Genomic DNA, 26,935 nt, shown 5'->3' with positions numbered 1-26,935 from the left:
CTTCTTGCGACCCTCAGCGCATGTTACAGAAGTAACAAGAATTTCCAGCTTGAGGCAAATGGTCTTCGTAAAATCGGGTCGTCGGTTCGAAACCTATCAAGAGCGACAAACTACTCGGGATGAACGAGGCAACCGGATTGTTCGTGCGACGTTTTTGACTATTGCGAGAGCCTTGTGACGTAGGCTGCCAGCTCCGCTCTGTTTGAGCAGCCAATCTTCTCAAGGCAACGACTGATGTGCGTGCGCACAGTCGCAAAGCCAATATTAAGAACGCGCCCGATATCCTTATCGGAGCAGCCGCGAGAGACGAGGAGTGCAACGTCGCGCTCGCGTTCGGTGAGCACGGACAGTGTTATGTCCGGGGATGCCGAGAGTGCGCGTGTGAGCAGCGGCGAGAGCACTTTTAGAAGGCCGATTTCCCGATCGGCGAAATCCGGCTGGCGTTTGGTTCGCCAGATGCGTAGATCCGCGAGTTCCCGACCACCGGCCTTGAGGAACAAATTGATTCCGTGGTCTAAGCCGTCCTTCATCAGGAAGTCATTGAAGAACTCGGTCTTACGCAAATCCGATCTGCAAATGACCTCATCCACATATGCTGGGCGCCAGAGGCTGCGCAACTGGCGGGTCATCGGATCGCGATACTGATACCAGCTACGATATGCCTTAATATTGTCCTGGGACTGATTGATGACAAAGGGATCATTATAGGAGTTTGACTTCGGGTTCCATATGAAGGAAGCCAGGACCTCCGACCGCATCAGGCGCAGTATGTCGGGAAAAATCGTTTCCCTAATCTCGACCGATCCAGGGCTGGTTAGCCTGCTGACAATATCGGCGAAGAGGCTCGCCTCTTCGAACGTCAAATCGTAAACAGTGCCGGTCATGATAAGCCCAGTTATTGGCGGGATCGTTGTCCCGACTTGTTCCCTTATGGGGAAGGGAAACAAATAAGATACCAAAAAGCAAGAATATTCAGATGCCGCCCCTGGGATCGGTCGGCCGCTAAGCTTCCGCGGTATGTCCTTTGGACGGCATTTGACCTGTGATCTTACCAACAAAATTGCTGATGGTGGCGAACGCGCATTCTGACTAGCTCTGCGGGTGTTGGAAATTCGTGCGAGCGCTACAATGACATCAAAGGAATTTACGTTGACCGAAGCCGCCGCGGCGCTGGCGCAAGGTACTCTGAGTGCGGAGGAGCTTGTTGCGGAGCTGTTGAAGAGAATGGACGGTCTTCCTGCGATCAACGCCTTTGTGTCCCTTGATGCGGAGATGGTGCTGCGAGACGCGCGCAAGACGGATGCTGATAGGGCAGCCGGTCGCATCCGGGGGCCGCTGCATGGTCTGCCGATCGCCTTCAAAGACAATATCAATGTCAAAGGCTATCCCACGACGGGCGGTACGCCATCGCTTCGCGCCTACTGGCCGACGGAGAATGCGCCCGTCGCGGCCCGTCTTCTGGATGCCGGAGCAATAGCCTTTGGCAAGAATGGAATGCATGAACTTGCCTATGGTGCGACTTCTGACAACATTGCCTTTGGCGCACCGCGAAATCCCTTCGATCAGACGCGCAGCGCCGGTGGCTCGAGCGGCGGTAGCGGGGCTGCCGTGGGTGCCCGACTTGTTCCAGCCTCCATCGGTACCGATACCGGCGGATCGGTTCGCATTCCGGCCGCCTTCTGCGGCACCTGGGGCTATCGCCCGACGACGGGGCGGTGGCCGACGGCAGGTGTCGTGCCGATTTCCACGACGCGCGACACTCCCGGTCCAATTGCGCTCAGTGCCGCAGACATCGTGCTTCTGGACGGTATCGTTACGCGTACGCCAGTAATCAAGGCTTCCACGGCCAAAGGTACTCGGCTCGGAATTCCTCGCAAACATTTCTGGGAGGTGGTCGATCCCGGTGTTGCTGCAGTTTGCATGCAGGCTCTCGACACGCTTGTTTGCGAGGGTGCGGAACTCGTCGAAGTCGATGCGGAGGGCTTGCTCCATCCCTACGCTTTGTCTTCCATGCCGATATCGATCTATGAGGGGAAAGTCGCGTTATCAGCATTTCTGGCCGGTAATAGCATCCCATTGACTTTCGCGGAAGTTGCCGAACAGGCAGCAAGCCACGATGTGCGAGAACTGCTTCTCGCGCAACTCGATCCTGCCACCGCAGTAAGCAGCGAGGCCTATTACGCCGCGACTGCGATACACCTTCCAGCCTTGAAAGCGGCCTATGCCGATCTCTTTCTGTCGAACGGCATCGACGCATTGGCATTTCCCGTTTGCCGCGTGTCAGCGCCTGTTCTCGATCAGTCCGATACAGTGGAAATCGACGGTAGGTTGTTTCCAACGTTTACAGCATTGATACACAATACCGATATCGGCAGCACGGCCAGCCTTCCGGGCATCAGCATTCCTGTCGGCTGCACGCCGGAGGGGTTACCGGTTGGTTTGGGCCTCGACTATCCCTTCGGCAGAGACATTGATTTGCTCGCGCTGTCGCTCGCCATCGGCGATCTGTTTCCGCCTCCGTCGCCAAATCTCGGCTGAAGATGGCAAGGAGCCGTACCGTCGTTCATGAGATCTTGAGCTCTCCAAATTGAGGCAAAAATGGTAGATTTGATCAATTTCGAGGATATGCGGAAACGTGCGCGCCGCCGTCTGCCACCTATGGTTTTCGATTATCTTGAGGGAGGTGCCGGCAGCGAGCGAGGCTTAAGCCGCAATCGAACGGCACTCGACAATGTGCTGTTCAATCCACATCGGTTGGTCGCTGTGGATCGCAGGGATCTGTCGGTCCGTCTGTTCGGCAAAACCTCCGGCATGCCCTTGGCAATCGCGCCGACCGGATTGAATGGCGTCTTATGGCCCGGCGGCGATCTTGCTCTCGCACGTGCCGCGGCCCGATACGATATTCCGTTTTGCCTTTCGACCGCGTCAACATCGACCATTGAAGACGTCGCTCGGGCCACTGATGCGGAAAAGTGGTTTCAGCTCTACGTCCTTAATCGTGAACAGGCACAAGCTTTCGCTCGTCGTGCTCTTAAAGCCGGCTATTCAACTCTCGTGCTTACCGTGGATGTTGCCGTTAATGGGAAAAGAGAGCGTGACCTGCGTTCGGGTTTCAAGGTGCCTTTCAAACTGTCTCCTAAGATAGTCCTCGATGCTGCCATGCACCCGCGCTGGACCCTCGCGCAGCTCAGACACGGCCTGCCGCAACTCGCCAATTTTGCCTCGGCCAATGTCGCGGACATAGCATCCCAATCGGCGCTCATGGCCCGGCAGATGGATGCGGGGTTTGACTGGGCGGCATTTGCGGCCCTTCGTGACCTCTGGCCGCACAAATTGATCGTTAAAGGCGTCATATCGGTCGCGGACGCGCTGCTCCTGGAGAAGGCGGGCGCGGATGCCGTCATCTTTTCCAACCATGGTGGACGACAGCTTGAAGATGTGCCCGCACCGATCGAGTTGTTGCGGCTCGCGCGCGAGACGCTTCGCATTCCGATTTTGATGGACAGCGGCATCCGGTCAGGCTCAGACATAGCCAAGGCCGTCGCTTCCGGAGCAACGTTGACACTTTCAGGCAGGGCGCTTCTTTACGGATTGGCGGCAGCAGGCGAAGCGGGCGTTTGCCAAGTGCTGGAAATGCTCAAGGGCGAATTGGATAACACACTCGCTTTGCTCGGCTGCGCACGCGCCGAAACTCTCTCCTGCGACTATCTCTTTCTAGGCGAGGAGAAAGTGCATCCGCAGAAATGATGATATACTGGGATGAAGCTGCGGTTAGTCTGGATCTGTCTGGGATTTGTTGGAGCAAACTGCCATGAGCCACGATGATCATACCGTGCCTCCCTCGACGCTTGCGCTGCGCATCAAAGCGATCGAGACCTTGATGGTCGAAAAGGGCAAAGTGGATCCAGCGGCGGTGTCGGAAATTGTCGATATCTTCCAGAACAAGCTCGGCCCGCGCATCGGTGCCGGAGTTGTGGCGCGCGCCTGGTCCGATCCGGCGTTCAAGGCGCGCCTACTTGATAACGGAACCGAAGCACTGAAGGAAGTGGGCGTTAGCGGCCTGCAAGGCGAGGCAATGGTCATCCTGGAGAATACACCGGAGGTTCACAACGTGATCGTCTGCACCCTGTGCTCCTGCTATCCGTGGACCGTCCTCGGCCTGCCGCCGACATGGTACAAATCCGCACCTTATCGCAGCCGCATCGTCATCGAGCCACGCTCCGTGCTTGCCGAATTCGGCCTGAAAATTGCCGACGATCGCGAAGTCAGAGTCTACGACAGCAATGCGGAGATCCGCTACATGGTTCTGCCGGAGCGTCCAGCCGGTACGGAGGACTGGAGCGAGGAGAAGCTTGCGTCTCTCGTCACTCGCGACTCAATGATCGGCACCGGCGTCCCGCTGGCGGCTTCGGCAATCTGAGGAGCGCAATGTCATGAGATCGATTGCGGATATGGGCGGAATGCAGGGTTTCGGCCCGGTCGATCGCGCTGACGATGACACGGGGTTCAAGACGGAGTGGGAAGCCAACACCTTTGCGGTCAATCTCCTGTCGCTGGCGGCCGGCTGCTTCAACATCGATGAAAGCCGCTATTCCATGGAGCGGATGCCGCCGGTCGATTATCTGAACACCTCGTACTTCGAGCATTGGCTCTATTCGCTTGAGGATCTCTTGACGACGAAGGGCGTCTTCACGCGTCAGGAATATGAAGCCCGGATCGCCGAGCTTCAGGCAAAGGAGGTTGACAATGCTGCCTAAGGAGATGGTCGCCGTGGCGATCGCCACCGGGGCGCCTACTTTGCGCGCCATTGGGACCCTGCCGAAATTCAGGGTGGGTGACGTCATCAAGACCGCCAACGATAGTGTTTCCACTCATACGCGCCTTCCAGGCTATGCTCGCGACAAGCGCGGGACGATCGTCGCATATGAGGGGGCTCATGTCTTCCCGGATTCCCATTCGATCGGGCTCGGGGAACGTCCCAATCATCTCTATCGCGTCCGCTTCGAAAGCGAAACGCTGTGGGGCAAGGGAAGTGATGGACCGGGAGCCGTCTACCTGAACCTCTGGGAAAGCTATCTGACGGTGGGAGATTTGTCGTGATGCCCCGCAGCCTGACGATTGATGAGCAATGGCTCGATAAAGGACCGGCCTTTTCCGAGCCGTGGCAGGCAGAGGCCTTTGCGCTCACAATGCAATTATCGCGCGCCGGGCATTTCACATGGACGGAGTGGGCCGCGGCTTTCTCAAGCGAAATCGAGACCACGCCCCAAACAGGTGACGAGGACGTCAACACGGCCTATTACCGTCAATGGATGCAGGCGTTGGAAAAGATCGTCGCCGGGCGCGGTCTGATAAGCAGCGGGGAGGTCGAAGAATACGAGGAACATTGGCGACGTTCCTATTTTCATACCGAGCATGGCAAGCCGATCGAGTTCAGTAAGGGGCTCACGCCGATCCCTCCGGGTGCGCTTCAAGACCTTGAACACGCACATGAGCACACGCACCACGGGCATGAACATCATCATTGTCATGCCGGTCACCACGACGCGGATGTCTGCCCGATCGCTGTCAGCCCGGCGCGCCGGCGAACGGCAACCTAGTCTCGCTCTACCAACGACATCCCACTTTTATGCGAGCGGCCGGTTGCGGGGTCGAAGGGCGCCGTTTGGCCTTTTTTGCTTGAATTTGAAACCCGAATGCTGGGAGCCGGAAATCCCAAATTATCCGCAAAACTGTTGATCCCGCACTCTCACGCCCGCCCCTATTGTACTGAAGATCGGTTGCCAGTTTCCGCCTATCGACGGGTCTGCAGCTGCAAAAAGCCGCATTGACGGCAACAAAATCGACAGAGGAAGAACAATGACATTCTCGCGCGACAACATGGGGTTCACTCGCCGTAGCTTCCTGCAGGCCGTAGGAGCCGGTGCCGCCGCCAGTGCGGCAACGTCCGTTCTGCCGGCTCCGGCTATCGCGGCCAGCCCGACGATCAAGATCGGCTATGTCAGCTCGAAGACTGGTGCGCTTGCGCCGTTCGCCGAGGCTGACCCTTTCATCCTCGGCAAGGTGCGCGAGGTGTTGAAGGATGGGCTTGTCAACAATGGCAAGACGTACAAGGTCGAGGTCATCGACATCGATGACCAGTCGAACTCCGACCGCGCCGCCACTTCGGCAAGCCAGTTGATCAACAACAATGGCGTCAATCTCATCCTGGCGCAGGGTGCGTTGACCAACGTTCCGGTCGCATCGCAATGCGAGACGGCGGGTATTCCGAGCATCACCACCATGGATCCATGGCAGGGCTGGATGTTCCCACTCAAGGGCAAGCCGGATGTTGGGTTCAAGTATGTGAACCATTTCTTCTGGGGTATCGAGGACATCATCTCGACCTTCATCGGTATGTGGGATGCTCAGACCACCAACAAGAAGGTGGGCACGGTCTGGTCAAACGACCCGCCCGGCAAGGTCTTCGGCAATGCCGAAATCGGTTTCCCTGCATCTTTGGGCAAGGGCGGGTACTCAATTGTCGACGTCGGCGAGTTCCAGCCGGGCGCAGACGATTTCTCGCGCCAAATCGTCGCCTTCCGCGATGCCGGCTGCGATATCGTGACGGGTCTCTTCTCTCCACCGGAATGGGCCGTGTTCTGGCGTCAGGCGCAGCAGCTCGGCTTCAAGCCAAAGATCGCAACGCCGGCCAAGGCGCTGCTCTTCCCGTCCGGTATCGAGGCGCTCGGCAAGGGCGGTGACGGTATGTCGACCGAAATCTGGTGGACGCCAGGCTATCCCTTCAAGTCGACATTGACGGGTCAGTCCTGCGGCGAGATCGCAGCAGAATACTCCAAGTCAACTGGAAAGCGCTGGACGCAGCCCATCGGTGTCGTCCATGCCCTTTGGGAACTGGGCATCAACGCGCTGAAGAACACAACCGATCCGACCGATCCGGACGCCATCCAGGCAGTCATCAAGTCGACCAGGATGACGACTGTTGTCGGCGATATCGACTGGGCCGGAAGCCCAATCAAGAATGTTGCCAAGCTGAAGATCGCTGGCGGCCAATGGCGTCTTCAGCCGGATGGTACCTATGACCTGAAGGTGACCTACAACAAGAATGCTCCTGAAGTTCCAATTCAGGCCGACTTCACGATGGACTTGGCCAGGAAGGCTGGATGATGCCGGCGACTGATACAACCAGGTCGCTCATTGTCGAAAATGTCGTGAAGTCCTATGGCGGACCGATCGTCCTGGACGGTGTCAGCATCGAAGTTGATCATGGGAAAATTCTCGGAATCATCGGCCCGAACGGCTCCGGTAAGACGACCCTGTTCAGTGTGATTTCGGGAGCCTTCGCGCCCTCGTCCGGCAAAGTATTCCTTGCCGGGCGGGACGTGACCTCGCTTGGCGCTTCGGCGCGCGCCGTTGCCGGCATCGGTCGGACGTTCCAGGTCCCGCAAACCTTCTCACACATGTCGGTCTACGAAAATGCGCTCGTCGCCGCCGCATTTGCGGGCGCGCTCAAGGGGCGCGAGGCGGAAGAGGCGGCGTTGCAGGCGTTGGAAATCTGCGGGCTCAAGAGCCGCGGCGATCTGATTGCCGGCGGGCTCCCGCTGCTTGATCGCAAACGGCTGGAGCTTGCGCGGGCGCTGGCGAGCAAACCCTCGGTCCTCCTTCTCGACGAAATCGCCGGTGGGTTGACGGACGACGAGGCCGCCGGCGTTGCGACCATCGTCAAGGGGCTTGCGGCAAACGGCCTTGCGATCATCTGGATCGAACATCTCGTTCACGTCCTCACCCATGCCGCCGACGAGCTCGCAGTCCTTGGTGAAGGACGCATCATCGCGCGAGGCGAACCGCATGAGACGATGCGGATGCCCAAGGTGCGGCAGATCTATCTCGGCATGGAGCCTGACATTGATGATATCGATCGCTGACTTGCGGGCTGCCTATGGTCCGCTGCCGGTCCTGTTCGGCTTCGACCTCAATGTGGCGCGGGGCGAGACGCTCGCGCTCATCGGAGCGAACGGTGCCGGCAAGACCACGACCTTTGCCGTGATGACCGGCCGGTTGAAGCCGCAGACGGGCAGCGTCTCGGTCAATGGCCGCGACATTGCCGGTCTCACCCCGATGGAGATCGTCGCTCATGGGCTGGCGCTGGTGCCCGAGGGGCGGCAGCTCTTCCCGAGCCTCACGGTGGAGGAGAATTTGCTTGTCGGCGCGCATTCACGCCGGTCGGGCGGGTGGAACATCGAACGCGTCTACGAGATCTTTCCGACGGTCGCGGAATTCCGCCACCGTGCGTCCATGGCGCTTTCGGGCGGACAGCAGCAGCTCGTCGCCATCGGCCGCGCGCTCATGTCCAATCCTGACGTTCTGCTCTGCGACGAACTCTCGCTCGGTCTCTCGCCGGCTGCCGTCGATATCGTCTATTCGGCGCTCCAGAAGCTGCGAGGCGAGGGGCTGACGACGGTGATCGTTGAGCAGGACATTGCCCGCGCGCTCTCCGCCTCGGATCGTTTCGCCTGCATGCGCCATGGTCAGATCGTGCTTTCGGGCGCATCCAACTCGGCGGATAGGGCGGAAATCTCGAACGCTTATTTCGGGATGCACTGATATGCTGGAAACACTCATCAACGGCGCGTTGGTCGGCGCACTTTACGGTCTTTACGGTCTTGGACTGTCGCTCTGCCTCGGTCTCATGCGGCAGATCAACCTGGCACATGGCGACTTCATCGTCTTCTCGGCCTTTCTGGCCTTGCAGCTCATGACGCATCTCGGCATCCATCCGCTGCTGGCACTGCCCATCGTGGTGCCGGTCATGTTCGTGATCGGATGGCTCTTGCAGCGCTTCGTCATCGAGCGAACGTTGGGGCGTGGGGAGATGCCGCCCATTCTCGTGACCTTCGGTCTGTCGGTCATTCTGCAGAACGTTATGTTGCAACTTTTCAGCGCCGATACGAAGAGTCTCGATCCCGGCCCGCTCGGAACGGCTGCCATCAATATCGGCTCGGTGGCCATCGGTGTCCTGCCGCTTCTTACGCTGGCGGTAGCGGTCGGGATTTTTGCACTCACCGCTGCCGTCTTTGGCCGCACGCGCTTTGGCCGCGCGGTCCGGGCGACCTCGGACAATGAAGCGGTCGCGCAACTGATGGGCATCGGGACACGTCGCGTCTTTGCCAATGCCATGGGCTTTGCGCTGGCGATTTCCGCCGTTGCCGCGATCTTCTATGGAATGCGCGGCACGTTCGACCCGTCTACAGGGCCGGAGCGGATGCTTTTCGCCTTCGAGGCAGTGATCCTCGGCGGGCTCGGCTCGATCTGGGGAACGCTCGCCGGTGGCATCATTCTCGGCATCGCCCAGGCGGCCGGCACGTTCATCGTCCCAAGCCTGGGGCCGCTTGTTGGCCACGTCGTCTTTCTCCTCGGCCTGCTGCTGATGCCGGGCGGTCTCTTTACCAAAAGGATACGTGCATGACGCTCGCCTCGCCTTTCGCCCGGTCGCTCGTCACAGTCGGGTTGATCGCTGCCGTCCTGATTGTCGTTCCGTTTGTCGGCTCGCGCTATACCGTGCTGCTGACGACTGAAATCGCGGCGGTGCTGTCGATTGCCCTGATGTGGAACCTACTCGCCGGTTTCGGCGGCATCGTCTTCATGGGCTTCCAGGTCTTCATCGGCATCGGCGGCTACACGCTCTTCATGGTCGCCAACGGTCTCGGCCTGCCGCCCTTTCCCTTCGTCGTCGTTTCGGGGCTGGTCTGCGCAACCTTTGCACTGCTGATCACGCCGATCCTGTTTCGCCTCTCCGGTGCGCAGCTTGCCATCGGTTCGTGGGTGATTTCCGAGGTCGTTCGGCTGATCGTCTATCATACCGCCGTGCTCGGCGGCGGCGGTGGTGTCGCGCTGACGGCGGTGCGCGGTATCGACCGTTCTGTCCGGCTTTTTGCCACCTATGGGACGGCAGCCATTGTTCTGCTCATTGCGCTTCTGACCTGCGTCGGTCTCATGCGCGGTCGCTTCGGGCTGGCCCTACGCGCTATGAAAGACAGCTCACTCGCGGCTGAAGCAATGGGCGTGACCATCCGCAAGACGCAGACATACGTGCTTCTGATCGCCGCGGCGATCGGTGGTGCGGCCGGGGCCTGCTATTACATGGTCGCCCTGCAGGTGAGCCCGACGGCGGGCTTTTCGATGAACTGGATGGCGATCATCCTCTTCGCCGTCATTCTCGGCGGTATAGGGACGCTCGAAGGACCGATTGTCGGTGTGGCGATCTATTTCCTGCTCCGCGAAACCATGGGCAATATCGGCTCGTTTTATTTCATCATCCTGGGCCTGCTGGCGATCGGCGTCACGCTGTTCGTTCCGGGCGGAGCCTGGGGGCTCCTGAAATCGGTCATCAGGATCGATTTGCTGCCGATCCGCCGCACAATGAGGGAAGCAGGCCAGAGCGCGTAAGCCGGACAAGGGGCAGAAGGAAATGATGGCCACTGCCCACAGATGATACGCTTGCCAGGGCGCCCTGTATCGAATTACGAATCCATTCCCAGGATCAATCCAGTTGCGGATTCGCTATTCCAATCAGGTTCTATTTCAAGAACAGAAATGCAAGTCCAGGTCTCGCAACAAGCCTCCGCCCGAGATGTCTCAGGCGACCGGGCCGGAATTGTCAAAGATGGTCAGCAGATTGGCAAACGTCGTCGTCACAGGTGTTGCAACGTTGAGCGTCTTGCCGGCCCTGCTGACGGCCCCGGTGATCGTGGAGATTTCCATACGCCGGCCGGCAAGTCGATCCTGCAACATCGAAGGTTGGTGCTGCCGGTGATTGGCAAAGGCATGTTCCAACGACTGGCGAACGTAGTTGGCATCAACGGCTAGGCCGCGTGCCTTCGCAACCGCGACAACCTCATCGACGATCGCGAAAGCGATGTCGCGGGCCTCCTGCCGGTCGCCCATTTCGCCGACCGTCAATCCCGTGACTGCTGCCAGTGAATTGAGTGCTGAATTGAAGGCGAGCTTCTCCCAGATACTCACTTCGACACCTGGGTCCAGCTTGCAGTTGAGGCCCGCCTCGTCCAAGGCGCGGCTGATCGCTTCCAGTCTTGCGGAGGCCTGACCGTTCGCTGCCCATACCTTGATCTCGCCTTCACCGGGAACAGTGATCAGGCCGGGTTCGATCAGCGTCGAGGGCCAGTTGGTCATGCCCATGACGATGCGATCTCGTGCCAGGAAGGCCTCGATCGCCCCGACATTGCCGATGCCGTTTTGAACGGTGAGCACCCAGGTCTGCGGGCCGAGGAGGTGTTTCGCCGCTTCCATCGCGGCGGTCGTGTACATGCCCTTGGTGAATACGATCAACAGTTCGAAGGCCTCAGCATAATGATCCGCCGGAGCGATCGGCAGGCTATAGGCCTTCTCGCCAAAGAGGCCGGCCATCCGAAGCCCCTTCTCTTCGATGGCGTCGATCATGACGCCGGAGACTTCGATCAAGGAGACCTCGTTGCCCCTCTCGGCCAAGCGTCCGGCAAAAAGGCTCCCCATGGCTCCAGCCCCGATTACGGCTATCTTCACGCATTTCCTCCCGTGGTTTTCGGCTTTCCATCCTCAGCCGCATTTGGTCGCGCAATGCTCACATCAAGATAGTTTGATGTCAAATATTTTGATGTCAAACTATCTTGCGGGGTTGATGCAGGTTGGATAAGCTTCAGGCGTAGAGGAGGCAGGGCGAACAAGCACAGCGTAATGACTGGCGTATCTGCACAGAGCAACGTGGCGGTTTACAACCGACGCGACCTTGCCGTCCGAGGAGGAGGATCATGGATAACATTCAGCTTTTGATCGACAATGAAGACCGCGCAGCACTTTCGGGCGGGGTATATGAGCGCATCGATCCCGTGACCGGAGAGATCGCGACCAAGGCGGCCGCCGGCCAGGCGGACGACGCCCATGCCGCGGCTGCTGCCGCCGCCGCGGCCTTCGCTCAATGGTCAACATCGGGGCCGGGCGAACGCCGCAAGCTGCTCTTGAAGGCGGCCGACATCATGGATTCCAAAGCGGGCGAATTCATCCGCCTGATGACCGCCGAAACGGGTGCGACCGCGCCCTGGGGCGGGTTCAACACCATGTTCGCCGCCAATATCCTGCGCGAGGCCGCAGCGATGACGACACAGATTTCCGGCGAGATCATCCCGTCCGACAAACCCGGCACCCTTGCGATGGGCATCCGCCAGCCAGCCGGTGTCTGCGTTGGCATCGCGCCCTGGAATGCTCCCGTCATCCTCGGCACGCGTGCACTCGCCATGCCGCTTGCCTGTGGCAACACCGTCATCCTGAAAGCCTCCGAAATGTGCCCCGGTACCCATCGGCTCATTGGCCAGGTATTGCGCGAAGCGGGCTTTCCTAACGGCGTCGTCAACGTCGTCACCAACGCGCCGGCCGATGCGGCCAAGGTCGTTGAGACACTGGTCGCCCATCCGGCCGTCAAGCGCATCAACTTCACGGGTTCTACCCGCGTCGGCAAAATCATCGCCAAGCTTGCGGCCGAGCATCTCAAGCCGGTTCTGCTCGAGCTCGGCGGCAAGGCGCCCTTCCTCGTTCTCGATGACGCCGATCTCGATGCGGCGGTCAACGCCGCCGCTTTCGGCGCCTACATGAACCAGGGCCAGATCTGCATGTCGACGGAGCGCATCATTGTCGATGCGAAGATCGCAGATGCTTTCGTTGAAAAACTGGCGGCCAAGGCGAAGGCGCTTCCGGCCGGCGATCCGCGCGGTCACGTCGTTCTGGGCTCACTCGTCACGCCCGAGGCAGCCGAGCGAGTGCAGGAAATGGTCGATGATGCTATCGCAAAAGGCGCGGCACTCGTTGCCGGTGGTACGCATGATGGTTCCATCATGGCGGCGACGCTCGTCGATCACGTCACGCCCGACATGCGCATCTATTCCGAAGAATCCTTCGGCCCGGCCAAAAGCGTCATCCGTGTGAATGGCGATGAAGAGGCGATCCGCGTCGCGAATGATACGGAATACGGCTTATCATCCGCCGTCTTCAGCCGGAATGTCGAGCGCGCCATGGCCGTTGCCCGCCGAATTGAAAGCGGGATTTGCCACATAAACGGCCCGACCGTGCATGACGAGGCCCAAATGCCGTTTGGTGGGGTCAAGGCTTCAGGTTACGGCCGCTTCGGCGGACGTGCAGCGATTGCCGAATTCACCGATCTGCGTTGGATCACGGTGGAAGACGCACAACAGCATTACCCGTTTTGAAGCCACAACGGAGAGCGATCGTGACAGTATCAGCCAAAACAGCCGAAGATTCGCCGAGCGAAAACGAAAGCGACGTTCTCATCCCGACGGCATTTAGGGACGTCGTCGGTTATCACCTTCGCGTGGCCCAGGAAGTTTCTTTCCAGGCATTCAGCGCGATGCTTGAAAAGAGCGACCTGAAGCCTGGCTGGTATTCGATCCTGACGATCCTCTCCGAATATGACGAGTTGACCCCTTCGGAATTGAGCAGGGTCTGCGGTCGCGACCGCTCGACCTTGACCTCGACGCTGAAGGGGCTTGCCATTCGCGGCCTGATCGAACGGCGACAAAACCCGAACGATCAGCGCAGCTACAGTGTCAGCCTCACAGACGAAGGTCGTAAAATGCATAAGCGGCTGCATGCCGTCGCACGCGAGCATGACCGCCGCCTCGATGAGATCGTCGGGAAGGACAAGGAAGCCCTGATCGCGATCCTGGCAAGGATTGTCGGCGCGCTGGGCAAAGGCTGAGGTCGCTCGCAGCGTCGCTGGCGATTGGAAGACATTTCGAACCCCGGGATTTCCCGCGCAATTCGGCTTTGAGGAGAGCCGGAAACGGTTGCGGCTTGCCTGCAGCCTTCAACAAGGAGGAAGACATGTTCGACAGAATTCTGAAAAGCGGTCTCATAATTGCCGCGATGGGGCTTGGATCGATTTTTGGCGCCGCCGTCTCGCCAACGGCGGCCGCAGACAATCCGATCAACCTGAAGATTTCGCTCTGGGTGCCGCCGACGCATCCACTCGTGAAATCCGCGCAGGATTGGGCCGACAGCATCGCCAAGGATTCCGGTGGCACGATTACCGCCTCGATCTTTCCGGCCGAGCAGCTTGGCAAGGCATTCGACCATTATGACATGGTGCGGGATGGTATTGCCGATGTCGGTTATGTCAGCCCCGGCTATCAGCCGGGCCGGTTCCCGCTGATCAATGCTGCCCAGCTTCCCTTCACAATCGCGAATGCTGAGGGCGGCACGGCCGCGGTCGATAGCTGGTATCGCAAATATGCCGACAAGGAGATGGCGGATACGCATTTCTGCCTCGCCTTCGTGCATGATCCGGGCAGCCTGCACTCGGTCAAGAAGATCGTTCTACCCAGCGACCTGAAGGGTCTGAAAGTCCGCCCCGCGCAACAGACCATAGGCGAAATGGTGACGCTTCTCGGCGGCACCAATATTCAGGCCTCCGCGCCGGAATCACGTGACGCGCTGGAGCGCGGCATTGCCGACGCCATCACGTTCCCATGGAACTCAGTCTTCCTGTTCGGCATCGACAAGGTGACGAGATACACGCTCGACGTCCCGCTTTATACGACCGCCTACACCTGGTCGATGAACAAAGATGTCTACGACAACGCCTCGCCCGAGCAGAAGAAAGTATTCGACGCCCATTGCAACACGGAATGGGCCGTAAAGCTCTCCTCCGCTTGGACCGCGTTTGAGCATGCCGGCCGCGCACGCATGAAGGCGGCTTCCGGCCATGAAGTCGTGGAACTGACGCCGGAGCAGATCGACTTGTGGCGCAAGGCCGTGGCTCCGCTGCAGAGCAGCTGGGAAAAGCAGGTTACCGCGAAGGGGGGCGACCCTAAGCAAGTACTCGATGATCTGAAGAAAAGCCTTTCCAACAACAATGCCGCCTTCTGATGCTGGTTTGGCCGGTCCCGTCCGGGGCCGGTCCATCGCTCAGGGCAAATGGGAGGAAGCCATGACGCCTGAAATAACAGAAGGCCAAACGCCTGCCATCCAGGCGCCGCAAAACGGCATGGATCGTTTCATCGCCGGGATTGAATGGATCGCCGCCGGATTTGTCGGACTTGTCGCCGCGGACATCTTCATTTCGGTCATGCTGCGCTATTTCTTTTCCTATTCGATTCCAGATGGTTATGACTTCGGACGCCTGTTCCTGGGTATCCTCATCTTTTGGGGGATTGCCGCCACCAGCTATCGGGGCGCGCATATCACGGTCGATCTCGTCTGGGAAAATGTCAGCCTGAAATACAAACGGGCGATCGACATCTTCGCCACACTCGTCCTGCTCCTCGTCGTAACGGTGCAAACCATCATGCTGTTCGACAAGGTCGTCCAGACCCGCGCGCAGCATGTCCTGACCTACGATCTGCAGCTCCCCACCTGGCCCTTCTTTCTCGTTGCCTGGCTTGGCGACGTCGCCGCCGTGCTGCTGATTGCCGTGCGCACGTTCCGCCTCGTCTTTTACCCGCACCGCGTGAATGAAGAGCACGTCAACGATCCGGTGGAATAAGCTTATGACACAGAACCTTGTCGCCGTTTCCGGATTTGTCGTTCTCTTCGCGCTGATGCTGCTACGCGTTCCCGTCGGCATGGCCATGGGCCTTGTCGGTGTAGCGGGCTTCGGCCTTCTCGCCGGATTCGGCCCGGCGCTGAAGCTGATCGGTCAGACGTCGATGCGCACCGTCACCGACTACACCTTCGGCGTCATCCCCATGTTCCTGCTGATGGGGGCGTTCGTTTCGAATTCCGGCATGAGCCGGGAACTGTTCCGCGCCGCCAACACGCTCATTGGCCATCTGAAAGGTGGCCTGGGACTGGCCACGATCCTTGCCTGCGGTGGCTTTGCCGCCATTTCCGGCTCATCGGTTGCCACCGCTGCAACCTTCTCCACCGTCGCCTATCCCGAGATGCGGCGGCTGAAATATCCGGACTCCTTCGCCGCGGGGACGATCGCAGCCGGCGGGACGCTCGGCGCGATGTTTCCGCCTTCGACGGTGCTCGTCGTCTACGGAATCATCACCGAGCAGGATATCAGCAAGCTGTTCATGGCGGGCCTGATTCCGGGAATAATCGCCGTCCTCATGTATATGACGACCATCGTCATTTTAGGCGCTGTACGTCCCAACCTGCTGCCGGCGGCGGCCAAAAGCTCGTGGAGCGAGCGCCTCCAGGCGATCAAGGACATCTGGGCACCGCTCGCTCTTTTCCTGTTCGTGATCGGCGGTCTCTATGGCGGTCTCTTCACACCCACAGAGGCCGGTGGCGTCGGTGCTGGCGGTGCGTTCATCATCGGGGTTCTCCGCCGCAAGCTCGGGCGGCGCCAGATCCTGACGTCGCTTTTGCAGGCGACGCGCACGGCCGCAGCCGTTTTCACCGTCCTCATCGGTGCATTGATCTTCGGCTATTTCCTTACGATTACCGGTACGCCACAGAAGGTAACGGCATTCCTGACCGGGCTTGGCTTGAATCCCTATGGCGTACTCTTGCTGATCCTGTTGATGTACATCGTCCTTGGCTGCCTTATGGATGCCATGGCGATGATCATCCTGACGGTTCCGATCGTCTATCCGGTCATTCTGTCGCTCGGGTTCGATCCGATCTGGTTTGCTGTCATTATTGTCATGACCGTGGAACTCGGGCTCATTCATCCGCCGGTGGGCATGAATGTCTTCGTCATCAAGAGCGTCGTGCCGGAGCTAAGCTTCTCGAAAATCTTCAAAGGCGTTGCTCCCTTCATCGTCACCGATCTCGTCCGGTTGGCGCTCCTCATTGCCTTCCCGATCCTTGCGACCTGGCTTCCCAGCCACCTCTAACATACTGAAAGCGAGTAACATTCATGACGGACGAAAAGGCTCCAACGATAACGGCCGGCGGCGCTTTGCTTGCGCGCCTGAAGGCGGTGGGCGTCGATTACATTTTCGCCAATTCCGGAACGGATTTCCCGCCGATCATCGAGGGTCTGGCAGAAGCTTCGGCCAAGCAGATCCCGCTACCGAAGGCCATCGTCATCCCGCATGAAAACGCGGCCATGGGCATGGCGCACGGCTACTATCTGGCGACGGGACGCGCACAGGCAGTCATGGCGCATACCAATGTCGGCCTTGCCAATTGCGTTATTGGTGCGATCAACGCGGCGACCGAGCATGTTCCCATGCTCGTCTTTTCCGGCCGCACGCCCGTCGTCGAAAAGGGTCGTCTCGGCGCCCGGACGGTACCGATCGGCTGGGGTCAGGAAATGCGTGACCAGGCCGCCATGATCCGCGAATCGGTCAAATGGGACTACGAGCTGAAATTTCCCGAACAGGCCGTCGACATCGTCGACCGGGCCTTTGCCATCGCCAATTCCACCCCACGTGGGCCGGTTTATCTGAGCCTGCCGCGCGAAGTTCTCTGTGAGCCTTGCCCGTCGGACGAGCTCGAAGGCCGGGCGACGATTGCGGCCGCGAGCGCTGGGCCGCGCCGCGCCGATATCGACGCAGCCGCGAAACTGCTGAGCGAAGCCAAGGCCCCCTTGATCATCGCACAGCGCGGTGCAGGCTCGGCGGAAGGTTTCGAGACCCTATCGCGCCTCGCCGAGGAGTGGGGTATTCCGATTTGCCAATATTGGGCGATCCAACTTGCCGCACCGACCGACCATCCTATGGCCGTGGGCGGCGATCCGGCCGAATGGCTTGCCAAGGCCGATCTCGTGCTGGTGATCGACAGCCTTGCGCCATGGTCGCCGGACATTCATTCGCTCGAGCCGGACTGCAAGGTCGTTCATATCGGGCAAGACCCGCTTTATTCACGCTTCCCGGTGCGCAACTTTCCCTGTGACCTCGCCCTTGTTGGCGACACGGCCGAGGTGATCGTCGAACTTGCCGCTGCTGCTTCGATGTTGCTGCCGACAACGGTAAAATCGCGCGATGCGCGGCGTGCCGAGGTCGCAGGTGCTGCGGCGGAGCGGCGCGCTATCGTTCTGGAGCGTGCGGAAGCAGGCCGAGGTCCGGTCATGTCCAAAGGCTTCGTCAGCGCCTGCCTCTCCAAGGCGATCGAGGGTAGGGACGCCGCTATCCTGTCCGAACTCGGCGCGCCGCTGGAGGAGCTGACCCTGCAAGCACCCGACACCTGGTATCAGGAACCTCATTCGGGCGGGCTCGGCTGGTGTTTCCCGGCAGCGCTGGGCATGAAGCTAGCGCGGCAGGACAGGCTGATCATCGCCACGATGGGCGATGGCTCCTACATGTTCTCCAACCCCGTTGCCTGCCACCAGATTGCGGAAGCGGCCGGCATTCCGCTTCTCATCCTCGTCTTGAACAATTCCGAGTGGGGCGCGGTACGCCAATCGGTGCTCGGCATCTATCCGGACGGGTATGCGGCAAAGTCGAACGCCATGCCGCTCGTCTCGCTCTCGCCGTCGCCGGATTTCACGCAGGTCGCCGCCGCAAGCCGCGCCTGGACGGCAAAGGTGGCGGAAGCTGACGATCTGCTGCCAACGCTGAAAGCGGCCATCGAGCAGGTCATGGTGAATAAAAGACAGGCTCTGGTGGAAATCAGGATCGCGTCATGACGATCAATAGGGCCGTTCGTGTATATACGCGGACGGCCCTGTCGGAAAATACCGAGCCCCCGAAAAGAGGAGCCATGATGATTTTGCAAGTATATACCTCGGGTGACCTCATGATTGAGGTATGGCTACGGCACCTCAACCCTCGCAAAAGTGCTGCTAACCAAGCCCCAGCGCAATAGTTCTGGCCGCAATTCAGAAGAAGGTAGCGCGATCGGCAATCTTCGCGTCGCCGCTTCATATTCATTCAAGAGCGTAGAAAGAGCCGCAGATCGCTGAAGTGTTTGACGGCTTCCCTTGAGTGAAAGACTGCGCCGAGATGTTGGACATGAAGTCGTTCTTGTCGGTTGATATCTCCCAAACGGCGGCAAGGTAGGCGCTCAGAACGCAAGCACGATCATCGCGACATTCCCGGCGATCTGCTGGGAAGTTGCGAGCCGCATGCGTGTCATCATCACTCGACGCCGCCGCTTTATTATTGGCAGCATATCGGGCATTGAACAGGTCATCGAGGTGCGAGAGGAGACCATTTGTCGAATGGCTCGACTTAACGGAGGTTGTTTGAGGGCGAGTGTTCAGCCGTGACGTGCGTTGGTGACGGTATGCGGATCGCCCCCTGCTGGCGCTATAGGCCGGCTGATTTATCCGTCCAAGACGGCGGCGCCCCCAGCAAATTTCCAAACGCTCCTGCCAACCCGGTTCCTTTACCGAAAGCAGTACATGCCGAATATTTTGGTGTGCCGCCGAGCCGCGAGCTTAATTTCTGAGGCGAGGGAATGGAGAGGTTGAGGCCTTGAGGCTTTTTTCCCTTGGATAGCAGCTGGGCGAACTGGTCGGAGAAGGATGATGCCAGACCATAAGCATCGCCAATCTCGGATATTCGAGGGCTGTTTGTTATCGAATTAGCGCCACGCGACCAGATAATAGCGGCTCGTTGTGTGCCGTTAGAGTCGATCGCTTCCGCTTCGACCGCAAGCCCGCCCAGCCCGATTGGAAGACGCGGAACACCCACTGGGAGAACTACCGAACTCCCCAAGGTTACTGCTTCCGATACGCCGGCGGCGACTTTCTGCGTCGGTACGATGTCCGTGATGACAGCTTGGATGTTCAAATCTGCTCCTTTTTCGGGGCTGACAACACGGAACTTGTCGCTCAAATCGATGCACAACGTCCGGTCGAGAACATTCGCGACGAGTTCGCCATTTTTTTCGTCGCGGAGTTTCGTATAGACTTGCGGCGATAGTCTGGTTGGAGAAATGCTGACGGTCTTGGCGGCTAGCAGAACCTGCGAGTCGGCAAAGCTTCGGGATTTGCTTAGAACTCCTTCGACAGAGCCAAGTTGATCGTAGGATTTGAGCGTACCTGACTTCGTCAATGGCACCGAGCTGCAGCTCGCTAAAATCATCGTCACAAGAAGCGGTGCCATATTATAAAACCGGAAGCGGTGGGTGGCCCAGCTGATTTCACGACCCAAAGAGGATAGTGGCGAAATTTTCGTCATAGAGAAACAATCCTGTTTCAATTCGGATTACGGTAGGGAAAGTGAGGTAAAGCGTCGATTGCCTGGCGTTTCGTGGATCTAAGCCTGATGCTCAGCTTGAAGATCCTCCTCTGGGCGAGGCCGGGCCGCTTCCTTTGCGAGCAGAAGGGACATGATCGCTGGCAACAGCGTCAACGTCAGGATCGTTGCAACGGCTAACCCTCCGATAATTGCAAAGGCCATCGGTCCCCAAAAGATTTCCGTCGCGATCGGGATCATGCCGAGAATCGCAGCGCATGCAGTCAAGAGGATCGGGCGGGCACGATGAAGAGAGGCTGAAATGATCGCCTTGCGGGGAGCCAGGCCGTTTGCAACATTCTGGTCAATCTCCTGGATCAGCAAGACCGCGTTTCGAATGATCATGCCCGATAGGGCGATGACGCCGAGCTGCGCGACAAAACCCATGGGCGTGCCCGTGGGCAACATGGCTGCGACCACGCCGATCAGTCCGAACGGCGCCATCAGCAGTGCGACCGCCATTCGAGAGAAGCTCTGCAACTGGACGATCAGAAGAAATGCAATGACGAACAACATCATCGGTATGATGGCGAGGATCGATGAGTTGCCTTTCTCGGACTCTTCCGTGATGCCGCCTGCGGTAATGGAATAGCCCATGGGAAGATCGGAGCGCAAAGCATCAAGCTGCTGGTCGACCTTGGCGGCAACCGTCGCCGCTTGGGCCGTCTTGTCGACATCAGCCTGCACGACGATCATCGGTTGGCCCTGGCGCCGCCAGATGATTGGATCTTCCATGCCATCGGCAATCGTTGCCACTTGGCGCAGCGGCACATAGCCGCCATCGCTGGCTCGTAGTTGCAGATTGCCAATATCGGCAACCGATTTGCGCTCGGCATCGGCACCTTTGACCAAGACATCGACCAGCTTGTCCTTGTCCCTTACGGTCGTCACCTTTGACCCTGAATAGGTTGCCGCGACCTCGCCTGCGATCGATTCCGAGCTCATCCCCAAGGCACGCGCCTGAACTTGGTTGACGTCGATCGTCACCGTTTTCTGCGGTTCGCCGGCGGTGAGATTGATGTCGCGCGTCATGGGATGCTGGGCTACGATCGTCGCGACTTTTGCCGAGAGACGTCGGACCTGCTCGTAATCTGGACCCGAAACTCTGAACTTCAACGGCCATCCCACCGGCGGACCCAGCTCGAGTGGGGAAACGCGCGTCACGAGATCAGAGAAGCGGTGGGAGAGAACTGTCTCGATATGGCGGCGTACAGCCTCTCTTTTTTCGACGCTTTTGGCGACGACTACCGTTTCAGTGACATTATCGTTATCGAGTTGGAGATCCATAGGTAGATAGAAACGAATGGAGCCCGAACCGACATAGGTTGTGAAGTGATCGATGTTGCGATCTGCTTTCAGAATGGCTTCAAGCTCGCGGGCGCGGCTGTCGGTTGCTTCACGCGACGCATTCTGAGGCAAGGTCAGGCTGACGAGCAGTTCCGGCCTGTCGGACGATGGGAAGAATTGCTGTTCCAGCTGACCTGCGCCGGCGACTGATAGTGCAAGTGCCGTCGACGCGCTGACGATTGTGATGATCCGATGCCTTATCGTCCATTTGACCACCTTATGGAAGATGATCGCCGTCGGGCTGATCTTATCGTGAGCGTGGGCGATTTTGCGCGGCAATATCCATGTGCCGAGGATGGGCGAGAACAAGACCGCGACCATCCACGAGGACAGAAGTGCGATCAGCACCACCATGAACAGGGAAAACGTATATTCCCCGGCGCTTGATGCTGCGAACCCGATCGGAAGAAAGCCTGCAATCATGACGAGTGTGCCTGTCAGCATGGGAAAGGCGGTCGTCTCATAAGCATGCGTTGCGGCGGCCGTTCGGGATTTGCCCTTTTCGAGGCAGGAGATCATGCTTTCCACTGTTATCATAGCGTCGTCGACCAACAGCCCCAAAGCGATGATCAAGGCGCCGAGCGAGATGCGCTGCAGGCCGATGCCGGTCATCTCCATGCCGACGAAGGTAAGTGCGAGCACGAGTGGAATAGATGCCGTGATCACAAGGCCGGCACGCCAGCCCAGCGATAGGAACGATACACCGAGCACGATGACGATGGCTTCGATGAGGACTTTCATGAAGCCATTGACGGCGTCCTGAACAACTGTCGATTGGTCCGCTACCTTATTCATTTCGATGCCATAAGGAAGCTTGGCGGCAATCGCATCCATATGCTCATTCAACGCCTTGCCGAATTCGAGGAGGTTTCCGTCCTTGGCCATCGACACCGCAAGCGCGATCGTTTCCTTGCCATTGACACGCACGGCTGCGGCTGCTGGATCCGCGATTCTGCGTGAGATGTCAGCAATCGAGTCCAGGCGAAAATAGCGGCCACCGAGTTTTAGCGTCACATCCCTCAAATTGTCCTCGGAGGCAAATGCGCCACTAACCCGGACGGAGATCTTTTCTTCACTGGTTTCGATGGTGCCCACCGGGTTGACGGCGTTTTGAGCCCTGATGGCTTCAATGGCTGCGGATGGGTCGATACCGAGGCTCGCCAGCCTGCTGGTTGAGAATTGAATGACGATCTGCTCTTCCTGTGTGCCCAGGATATTTACCTTGCCAATATCCGGCAGAGCGAGCACCTCCTGGCGGATTGCCTCGACGCGATCCCTGAGCTCACGCTGCGTGAAGCCTTCAGCACGGAATGCATAGATGCTGCCGAACGTATCTCCAAATTCGTCGTCGAAGAACGGCCCCTGAACACCCTCCGGCAGCGTGCCGGCAATATCGGAAATCTTCTTGCGAACCGTGTACCAGATGCCGTCGACCTGATCAGGCGGCGTATCGTCACGCAGATTGACCATGATGACAGACTGACCCGGTCGTGTATAACTCTGGGTATAGTCGACATGCGGTGTCTCGGAGAGCTTCTTTTCGAGCTTATCGGTGACGAGGTTTACGGTGTCGCTCACGCTCGCGCCCGGCCAACGCGCGCCGACCACCATGGTCTTGATCGTGAAGGGCGGGTCTTCGTTTCGCGAGAGCTTTTGGTAGCTCAGTGCACCGGCGATCAACGTGGCGAGCATCAGAAAAATAACGACCGGTTTGTGATCGATTGCCCATTTTGAAAGATTGAAACGCGCCTGCTCGGAAAACGTTTTTATGTTCATGGCCGAGCGTCCTCTTCTACGGTTACAGCTTCGCCATCGCGTAGCTTGCTGACGCCAGCCGTCGCGACGATTTCGCCGTCGGCCAAACCGTCCGAGACATACATGTCGTGGTCCGCATAGCGCTCGATCTTCACTGGACGAAGCTGGAGAGATTTCTGATTGGCGTTGTATACGAACACGGCCTGCTTCCCGCCGGCATTGGTCAGGGCGGAGGCTGGGATCTTGAAAAGATGCTTTGCCGACAGAATGACCCTGCCGTTGATTGCGGCGCCGAGCGGGAATTGATCGGAGCGAACCTGCAGCCCGATCTTAACTCGGTAGGTGCGTGTTGCGGTATCTGCCATTGGAGTCACTTCGCGCACCTTGCCGGTTGCGGTTGTCGTGGGATCCGAGACCAGGCTGATGCCGACGTCGCTGTTGGCGAGGTCCTCGCTGAGAAGTTGTTCCGGTACGTCGAAGACAGCGTCGAGCTCGGTGTTGGAGCTAAGCGTCAGGATTGTCTGACCTGCGGAGACGACCTGTCCGATACTGGCGGAGACCCCGGATATGATGCCGTCCCTACCTGCCTGCAGCTCAGTGTAGGAAAGTGCCTGTTCGGCATTGGCGAGCGATGCGGATGCGACTTGAAACTTCGCCTTGGCGGCCTGAAGATTGGCATCTCCTTGCTGCACCTGTGCCCGCGAAACGGCATTCTTGGAAAAGAGCTCCCAGTTGCGCCTCGCCGTGAGCTCGGCGATCGATACGTCCGAGGTCGCTGCATCGAGCTGCGCTTTGGCAGATGCGACGTTGTTGAGGGCCGGTGTCTTGTCGATTGATGCGATAACATCCCCGGCCTTGACTTCCGAGCCATTATCGACGCGAGACACCAAGAGCCCGTCGAGTCTGAAGCTCATCGGCGTTTCGTACCGAGGGCGGATCTCACCCGTTTGGCTGAAGGTGTCACCGAGAAGTTCCGATTTGACGGCCACACCGCGAATCGGACGGGGAGCTTTGGCTGGCTGCTCCTCGTCGGAGCAGGCGCTGAGAAGGACAGCGACGGCTGCTATGCTGCAGATAAATGCATTGGTCGTCATCATGGCGTCCCCGACAGGTTCAGGGATGCTATTTCGATACCGAGGGCCGGCACAGAAGATGGCCAAGGAGACATTGCGTGCCGTGCTGTCGCCGGACGGCGAGTCTTCATTGAGGTGGGCGGGGACATGAGCACTCCATTTTGACAGGCGTGCGTCCTGACCGAGCGGAGCGGATCGCACGATCGGTATGTCCCATATGGTGTGCGTCCAATGTATTGAGTTGTGTTAAGTTTTGTTTCTGAAGAGGAGGTCGGACACCGCGTTTGAAACAAAACTTAATATTAACGCCGCCGAATGACCGGCACTGCTATGCTAGATCGAACTGGGCTCGAGGGCAGAGCCCGGCAAAGGTGAGGATGCGATGGATCAGAACGGACGAACAGGGCTGGAGACGCCTCGTATTCTTGTGGTTGAAGATGATGCCCAGATTGCCGATATGGTGCGCGTCAGTCTGATCGAGCAGGGTATGCTGGTCGAAATCGCAGGCGATGGATCCACCATGGATGCCAAGATGCGGGCGATGGATTTCAGCCTGGTTTTGCTGGATGTCATGCTTCCAGGCGAGGATGGCTTCAGTATTTGCCGCAGATTGCGGGCGTCGAGCGATATCCCGATCCTCATACTGACATCGGTCAGCAGTGACATTGACCGCATTATCGGTCTGGAAATAGGCGCGGACGACTATGTCACGAAGCCCTTTATTTTGAGAGAATTGACCGCACGGATCAAGGCACTGCTTCGGCGAGCAAGGCTCGCTCCCAGCAAAAGCGACACTCCCCGCAAGCGTCAGTTCCGGTTTGATGGCTGGCGGGTCGATCCCGTTCGCCGTCAGGTTCATGACCCTAGCAATGCGCGCGTCGCGATGACCACCCACGAATTCGATCTGCTTATGGCATTCTGCGCCAATCCGGGCCGCGTTTTGACACGAGAACAGTTGCTGGCTGTCACCCATGCCGGTCTTGCCGGACCAGTAGAACGAAGCATCGATGTTCACATCAGCCGGCTGAGGCAGAAGATCGAGGCAGACCCCAAAGATCCCGTGCTTCTCAAAACAGTTCGTCTCGGTGGTTATATATTCACCGCAGTCGTGGAAGAAATTGATGCCTAGACGTCAGCTCACCATGCCGAAGACGCTTCGCGGACAGATCATCGTCATCATTCTCGCGGCTTTGGTGGTCGTCATTTTCGGCGGAAGAACGCTGGAAAAACGCGTCAGAGACAGCTACGCGGTTCCGAACCTCGAGAATGCTGCGGAACAGGTCAAGACGATCGCGACCTTGTTGAGCAATGCACCGGCGTCGGAGCGCAATATCATCCTGGAGAACGCGCATCGCGCCGGGCTCGACGTCTCTCTGGCCCCAAATTCTGTCGTCGAGAGCTTTACCACCTCTCCGGAAATGCAGGGAATTGCGGAGAAGACGGTTGACTTTCTATTCCCGCCCGATGGCGATCCGCCGCTTGGCGGATGGCGCGCCTTCAAGGATGGCCGCCGCGTCATCGCGGAAAGCGTCGACGATGACACTATGCTTCTCTTCTTTGGCTTTCCGGATGCGATTTTGACGACCACGTTCCTGACTCAAGGCTTTTATTACTTTACCGCAGTTATTACATTGATCACCTTCTTCTTTGTCTTTGCGATAAAGACTGTAACCGAGCCGATTAAGAGGATCTCGAAGGCGGCGATAGAAGCCGATATCAACGATGGGTCCCAAATATTCGAAGAGCGTGGTTCGATCGAGATCACATCGCTCGCAAGAGCGTTGAATGGAATGCACAACCGCATCCAAACCATGGTCGAAGCGCGCACGCGCATGCTGCGCGGGATCAGTCATGATGTCAGAACGCCGCTGACGAGGCTTAGATTGCGCACCGAACGAATGGAGGACAACAGCGTGCGGGAGATGCTACTGGCCGATATAGACCATATAGACAAGCTTCTGACCGAAAGCCTCAATTACCTGCGCGATGACTATGCAACCGAAGAGATTGAGCGTGTCGATGTGGCCAGCATTCTGCAGACGGTGTGCAGCGACTTTTCCGACGTCGGGTTCAAGATAAGTTATGCCGGGCCTAACAAGCTGATCGCCCATTGCCGTCCCACCTCCATCACACGCGCCGTGACCAACCTCTGCGCCAATGCCGTGAAGTTTGCGCAGCAAGTCGATGTGCAACTCATCGGGGAAGCCGAAGGTTTTACGATCCGCGTGATTGATGACGGCCCAGGCATTCCCGATAGCCTGCGCGAAAAAGTCTTCGAACCGTTCTTCAAGGTAGACGCCGCACGAAAAGATTCCGACGCAGGTTTCGGACTGGGGCTTTCAATCGTCGCAGACATTGCACGGTCACACAAAGGAACGACGCAATTGTGTCGCCGAGAGACCGGAGGGCTCATCGCTGAGCTCAGGATTCCCAATCTGGCTCACGGTCCGAGCCTCAGCAACACGCCTATCTGACCTGCCCTAGGATTGGTGCGGTTCGTTCGGGATATTGTCAGGATGGTTCTGTTGCAAAAATTCGTTTGACGGCCAACAGAGCGCTGATGATTTTAAGGCACGAAGCGGAGGCTTCCCCGGTGTAATTCGTCGAGCAGAGCGACGA

Annotated in this window: 24 protein-coding genes; 19 read left to right on the top strand and 5 right to left on the bottom strand. The window is 58.5% G+C overall.

Annotation, left to right across the window (positions count from 1 at the left end):
• Window positions 1-158 precede the first annotated feature (158 nt).
• On the bottom strand, window positions 159-884 hold the full coding sequence (locus DQ393_RS30695; RefSeq protein WP_112345463.1) for a helix-turn-helix transcriptional regulator: 726 nt from the start codon (window positions 882-884) through the stop codon (window positions 159-161).
• Window positions 885-1,128: 244 nt separating this feature from the next.
• On the opposite strand from DQ393_RS30695, the gene iaaH reads away from it, so the two are divergent.
• The 11 genes from iaaH (at window position 1,129) to DQ393_RS30640 (ending at window position 10,446) form a co-directional block, all read left to right on the top strand.
• Window positions 1,129-2,538, top strand: a complete 1,410-nt coding sequence (iaaH, locus tag DQ393_RS30690; RefSeq protein WP_112345462.1) for an indoleacetamide hydrolase — start codon at window positions 1,129-1,131, stop codon at window positions 2,536-2,538.
• 60 nt (window positions 2,539-2,598) lie between these two features.
• Window positions 2,599-3,747: an alpha-hydroxy-acid oxidizing protein gene (locus DQ393_RS30685; RefSeq protein WP_112345461.1), complete on the top strand. Its 1,149-nt coding sequence runs from the start codon at window positions 2,599-2,601 to the stop codon at window positions 3,745-3,747.
• A gap of 64 nt (window positions 3,748-3,811) precedes the next feature.
• Window positions 3,812-4,420 (top strand): nitrile hydratase subunit alpha, encoded by a 609-nt coding sequence (gene nthA, locus DQ393_RS30680; protein WP_112345460.1) that lies wholly within the window; start codon window positions 3,812-3,814, stop codon window positions 4,418-4,420.
• A 13-nt stretch (window positions 4,421-4,433) separates the two neighbouring features.
• On the top strand, window positions 4,434-4,757 hold the full coding sequence (locus tag DQ393_RS34180; RefSeq protein WP_112345459.1) for an SH3-like domain-containing protein: 324 nt from the start codon (window positions 4,434-4,436) through the stop codon (window positions 4,755-4,757).
• Window positions 4,747-5,100 (top strand): SH3-like domain-containing protein, encoded by a 354-nt coding sequence (locus DQ393_RS34175; protein ID WP_181592453.1) that lies wholly within the window; start codon window positions 4,747-4,749, stop codon window positions 5,098-5,100. The genes DQ393_RS34180 and DQ393_RS34175 overlap by 11 nt, the downstream gene beginning before the upstream one ends.
• Window positions 5,100-5,600 carry a nitrile hydratase accessory protein gene (locus tag DQ393_RS30665; RefSeq protein WP_112345457.1) on the top strand — a complete coding sequence of 167 codons (501 nt, stop codon included), beginning with the start codon at window positions 5,100-5,102 and terminating at the stop codon, window positions 5,598-5,600. Before DQ393_RS34175 ends, DQ393_RS30665 begins: the two co-directional genes overlap by 1 nt.
• Window positions 5,601-5,859: 259 nt before the next feature.
• Window positions 5,860-7,167, top strand: coding sequence for an ABC transporter substrate-binding protein (locus tag DQ393_RS30660; protein WP_112345456.1), 1,308 nt, complete (start codon window positions 5,860-5,862; stop codon window positions 7,165-7,167).
• Window positions 7,164-7,925: an ABC transporter ATP-binding protein gene (locus tag DQ393_RS30655; RefSeq protein ID WP_245430514.1), complete on the top strand. Its 762-nt coding sequence runs from the start codon at window positions 7,164-7,166 to the stop codon at window positions 7,923-7,925. Before DQ393_RS30660 ends, DQ393_RS30655 begins: the two co-directional genes overlap by 4 nt.
• A complete protein-coding gene (locus DQ393_RS30650; protein WP_112345455.1) occupies window positions 7,909-8,604 on the top strand; it encodes an ABC transporter ATP-binding protein in 696 nt (231 codons plus the stop codon). Before DQ393_RS30655 ends, DQ393_RS30650 begins: the two co-directional genes overlap by 17 nt.
• 1 nt (window position 8,605) lies before the next feature.
• Window positions 8,606-9,466: a branched-chain amino acid ABC transporter permease gene (locus DQ393_RS30645; RefSeq protein ID WP_069610856.1), complete on the top strand. Its 861-nt coding sequence runs from the start codon at window positions 8,606-8,608 to the stop codon at window positions 9,464-9,466.
• Window positions 9,463-10,446 (top strand): branched-chain amino acid ABC transporter permease, encoded by a 984-nt coding sequence (locus tag DQ393_RS30640; RefSeq protein ID WP_112345454.1) that lies wholly within the window; start codon window positions 9,463-9,465, stop codon window positions 10,444-10,446. Before DQ393_RS30645 ends, DQ393_RS30640 begins: the two co-directional genes overlap by 4 nt.
• A gap of 189 nt (window positions 10,447-10,635) precedes the next feature.
• On the opposite strand, the gene DQ393_RS30635 is transcribed toward DQ393_RS30640, so the two are convergent.
• Window positions 10,636-11,559, bottom strand: coding sequence for a ketopantoate reductase family protein (locus DQ393_RS30635; RefSeq protein ID WP_146759006.1), 924 nt, complete (start codon window positions 11,557-11,559; stop codon window positions 10,636-10,638).
• A 245-nt stretch (window positions 11,560-11,804) separates the two neighbouring features.
• Between DQ393_RS30635 and DQ393_RS30630 the strand changes: the two genes are divergently transcribed.
• The 6 genes from DQ393_RS30630 (at window position 11,805) to DQ393_RS30605 (ending at window position 18,586) form a co-directional block, all read left to right on the top strand.
• Window positions 11,805-13,253 carry an aldehyde dehydrogenase gene (locus DQ393_RS30630; RefSeq protein WP_112345452.1) on the top strand — a complete coding sequence of 483 codons (1,449 nt, stop codon included), beginning with the start codon at window positions 11,805-11,807 and terminating at the stop codon, window positions 13,251-13,253.
• Window positions 13,254-13,273: 20 nt separating this feature from the next.
• Complete coding sequence (locus tag DQ393_RS30625) at window positions 13,274-13,762, top strand: MarR family winged helix-turn-helix transcriptional regulator (RefSeq protein ID WP_112345451.1); 489 nt, start codon at window positions 13,274-13,276, stop codon at window positions 13,760-13,762.
• 125 nt (window positions 13,763-13,887) lie between these two features.
• Window positions 13,888-14,931: a TRAP transporter substrate-binding protein gene (locus DQ393_RS30620; RefSeq protein ID WP_112345478.1), complete on the top strand. Its 1,044-nt coding sequence runs from the start codon at window positions 13,888-13,890 to the stop codon at window positions 14,929-14,931.
• 61 nt (window positions 14,932-14,992) lie between these two features.
• Complete coding sequence (locus tag DQ393_RS30615) at window positions 14,993-15,547, top strand: TRAP transporter small permease (protein WP_112345477.1); 555 nt, start codon at window positions 14,993-14,995, stop codon at window positions 15,545-15,547.
• A 4-nt stretch (window positions 15,548-15,551) separates the two neighbouring features.
• A complete protein-coding gene (locus DQ393_RS30610) occupies window positions 15,552-16,850 on the top strand; it encodes a TRAP transporter large permease (RefSeq protein ID WP_112345450.1) in 1,299 nt (432 codons plus the stop codon).
• A 23-nt stretch (window positions 16,851-16,873) separates the two neighbouring features.
• Window positions 16,874-18,586 (top strand): thiamine pyrophosphate-requiring protein, encoded by a 1,713-nt coding sequence (locus DQ393_RS30605; protein WP_112345449.1) that lies wholly within the window; start codon window positions 16,874-16,876, stop codon window positions 18,584-18,586.
• A 622-nt stretch (window positions 18,587-19,208) separates the two neighbouring features.
• Here DQ393_RS30605 and DQ393_RS30595 read toward each other — a convergent pair.
• The 3 genes from DQ393_RS30595 to DQ393_RS30585 form a co-directional block, all read right to left on the bottom strand.
• A complete protein-coding gene (locus DQ393_RS30595; protein ID WP_112345476.1) occupies window positions 19,209-20,009 on the bottom strand; it encodes a DUF3313 domain-containing protein in 801 nt (266 codons plus the stop codon).
• Between the two features lie 153 nt (window positions 20,010-20,162).
• Window positions 20,163-23,264, bottom strand: a complete 3,102-nt coding sequence (locus tag DQ393_RS30590; RefSeq protein WP_112345447.1) for an efflux RND transporter permease subunit — start codon at window positions 23,262-23,264, stop codon at window positions 20,163-20,165.
• Window positions 23,261-24,340, bottom strand: coding sequence for an efflux RND transporter periplasmic adaptor subunit (locus DQ393_RS30585; RefSeq protein ID WP_245430513.1), 1,080 nt, complete (start codon window positions 24,338-24,340; stop codon window positions 23,261-23,263). Before DQ393_RS30585 ends, DQ393_RS30590 begins: the two co-directional genes overlap by 4 nt.
• Before the next feature lie 358 nt (window positions 24,341-24,698).
• Between DQ393_RS30585 and DQ393_RS30580 the strand changes: the two genes are divergently transcribed.
• Together DQ393_RS30580 and DQ393_RS30575 are read left to right on the top strand one after the other, a co-directional pair.
• On the top strand, window positions 24,699-25,445 hold the full coding sequence (locus DQ393_RS30580) for a response regulator transcription factor (protein ID WP_112345446.1): 747 nt from the start codon (window positions 24,699-24,701) through the stop codon (window positions 25,443-25,445).
• 64 nt (window positions 25,446-25,509) lie between these two features.
• A complete protein-coding gene (locus DQ393_RS30575; RefSeq protein ID WP_348628034.1) occupies window positions 25,510-26,790 on the top strand; it encodes an ATP-binding protein in 1,281 nt (426 codons plus the stop codon).
• Window positions 26,791-26,935: the final 145 nt, after the last annotated feature.

The organism is Martinezella tropici, from assembly GCF_003287875.1.
GTDB classification, from domain to species: domain Bacteria; phylum Pseudomonadota; class Alphaproteobacteria; order Rhizobiales; family Rhizobiaceae; genus Rhizobium; species Rhizobium tropici_C.
Note: the sequence above shows the minus strand (reverse complement) of the source record. Positions and strands in the feature narration are given on the sequence as shown.

Excerpts from the sequence above, each read along its gene's own strand:
- DQ393_RS30695 (WP_112345463.1), bottom strand. The coding sequence starts at position 884 with ATGACCGGCACTGTTTACGATTTGACGTTCGAAGAGGCGAGCCTCTTC.
- iaaH (WP_112345462.1), top strand. The coding sequence starts at position 1,129 with ATGACATCAAAGGAATTTACGTTGACCGAAGCCGCCGCGGCGCTGGCG.
- DQ393_RS30685 (WP_112345461.1), top strand. The coding sequence starts at position 2,599 with ATGGTAGATTTGATCAATTTCGAGGATATGCGGAAACGTGCGCGCCGC.
- nthA (WP_112345460.1), top strand. The coding sequence starts at position 3,812 with ATGAGCCACGATGATCATACCGTGCCTCCCTCGACGCTTGCGCTGCGC.
- DQ393_RS34180 (WP_112345459.1), top strand. The coding sequence starts at position 4,434 with ATGAGATCGATTGCGGATATGGGCGGAATGCAGGGTTTCGGCCCGGTC.
- DQ393_RS34175 (WP_181592453.1), top strand. The coding sequence starts at position 4,747 with ATGCTGCCTAAGGAGATGGTCGCCGTGGCGATCGCCACCGGGGCGCCT.
- DQ393_RS30665 (WP_112345457.1), top strand. The coding sequence starts at position 5,100 with ATGCCCCGCAGCCTGACGATTGATGAGCAATGGCTCGATAAAGGACCG.
- DQ393_RS30660 (WP_112345456.1), top strand. The coding sequence starts at position 5,860 with ATGACATTCTCGCGCGACAACATGGGGTTCACTCGCCGTAGCTTCCTG.
- DQ393_RS30655 (WP_245430514.1), top strand. The coding sequence starts at position 7,164 with ATGATGCCGGCGACTGATACAACCAGGTCGCTCATTGTCGAAAATGTC.
- DQ393_RS30650 (WP_112345455.1), top strand. The coding sequence starts at position 7,909 with ATGATATCGATCGCTGACTTGCGGGCTGCCTATGGTCCGCTGCCGGTC.
- DQ393_RS30645 (WP_069610856.1), top strand. The coding sequence starts at position 8,606 with ATGCTGGAAACACTCATCAACGGCGCGTTGGTCGGCGCACTTTACGGT.
- DQ393_RS30640 (WP_112345454.1), top strand. The coding sequence starts at position 9,463 with ATGACGCTCGCCTCGCCTTTCGCCCGGTCGCTCGTCACAGTCGGGTTG.
- DQ393_RS30630 (WP_112345452.1), top strand. The coding sequence starts at position 11,805 with ATGGATAACATTCAGCTTTTGATCGACAATGAAGACCGCGCAGCACTT.
- DQ393_RS30620 (WP_112345478.1), top strand. The coding sequence starts at position 13,888 with ATGTTCGACAGAATTCTGAAAAGCGGTCTCATAATTGCCGCGATGGGG.
- DQ393_RS30615 (WP_112345477.1), top strand. The coding sequence starts at position 14,993 with ATGACGCCTGAAATAACAGAAGGCCAAACGCCTGCCATCCAGGCGCCG.
- DQ393_RS30610 (WP_112345450.1), top strand. The coding sequence starts at position 15,552 with ATGACACAGAACCTTGTCGCCGTTTCCGGATTTGTCGTTCTCTTCGCG.
- DQ393_RS30605 (WP_112345449.1), top strand. The coding sequence starts at position 16,874 with ATGACGGACGAAAAGGCTCCAACGATAACGGCCGGCGGCGCTTTGCTT.
- DQ393_RS30595 (WP_112345476.1), bottom strand. The coding sequence starts at position 20,009 with ATGGCACCGCTTCTTGTGACGATGATTTTAGCGAGCTGCAGCTCGGTG.
- DQ393_RS30590 (WP_112345447.1), bottom strand. The coding sequence starts at position 23,264 with ATGAACATAAAAACGTTTTCCGAGCAGGCGCGTTTCAATCTTTCAAAA.
- DQ393_RS30585 (WP_245430513.1), bottom strand. The coding sequence starts at position 24,340 with ATGATGACGACCAATGCATTTATCTGCAGCATAGCAGCCGTCGCTGTC.
- DQ393_RS30580 (WP_112345446.1), top strand. The coding sequence starts at position 24,699 with ATGGATCAGAACGGACGAACAGGGCTGGAGACGCCTCGTATTCTTGTG.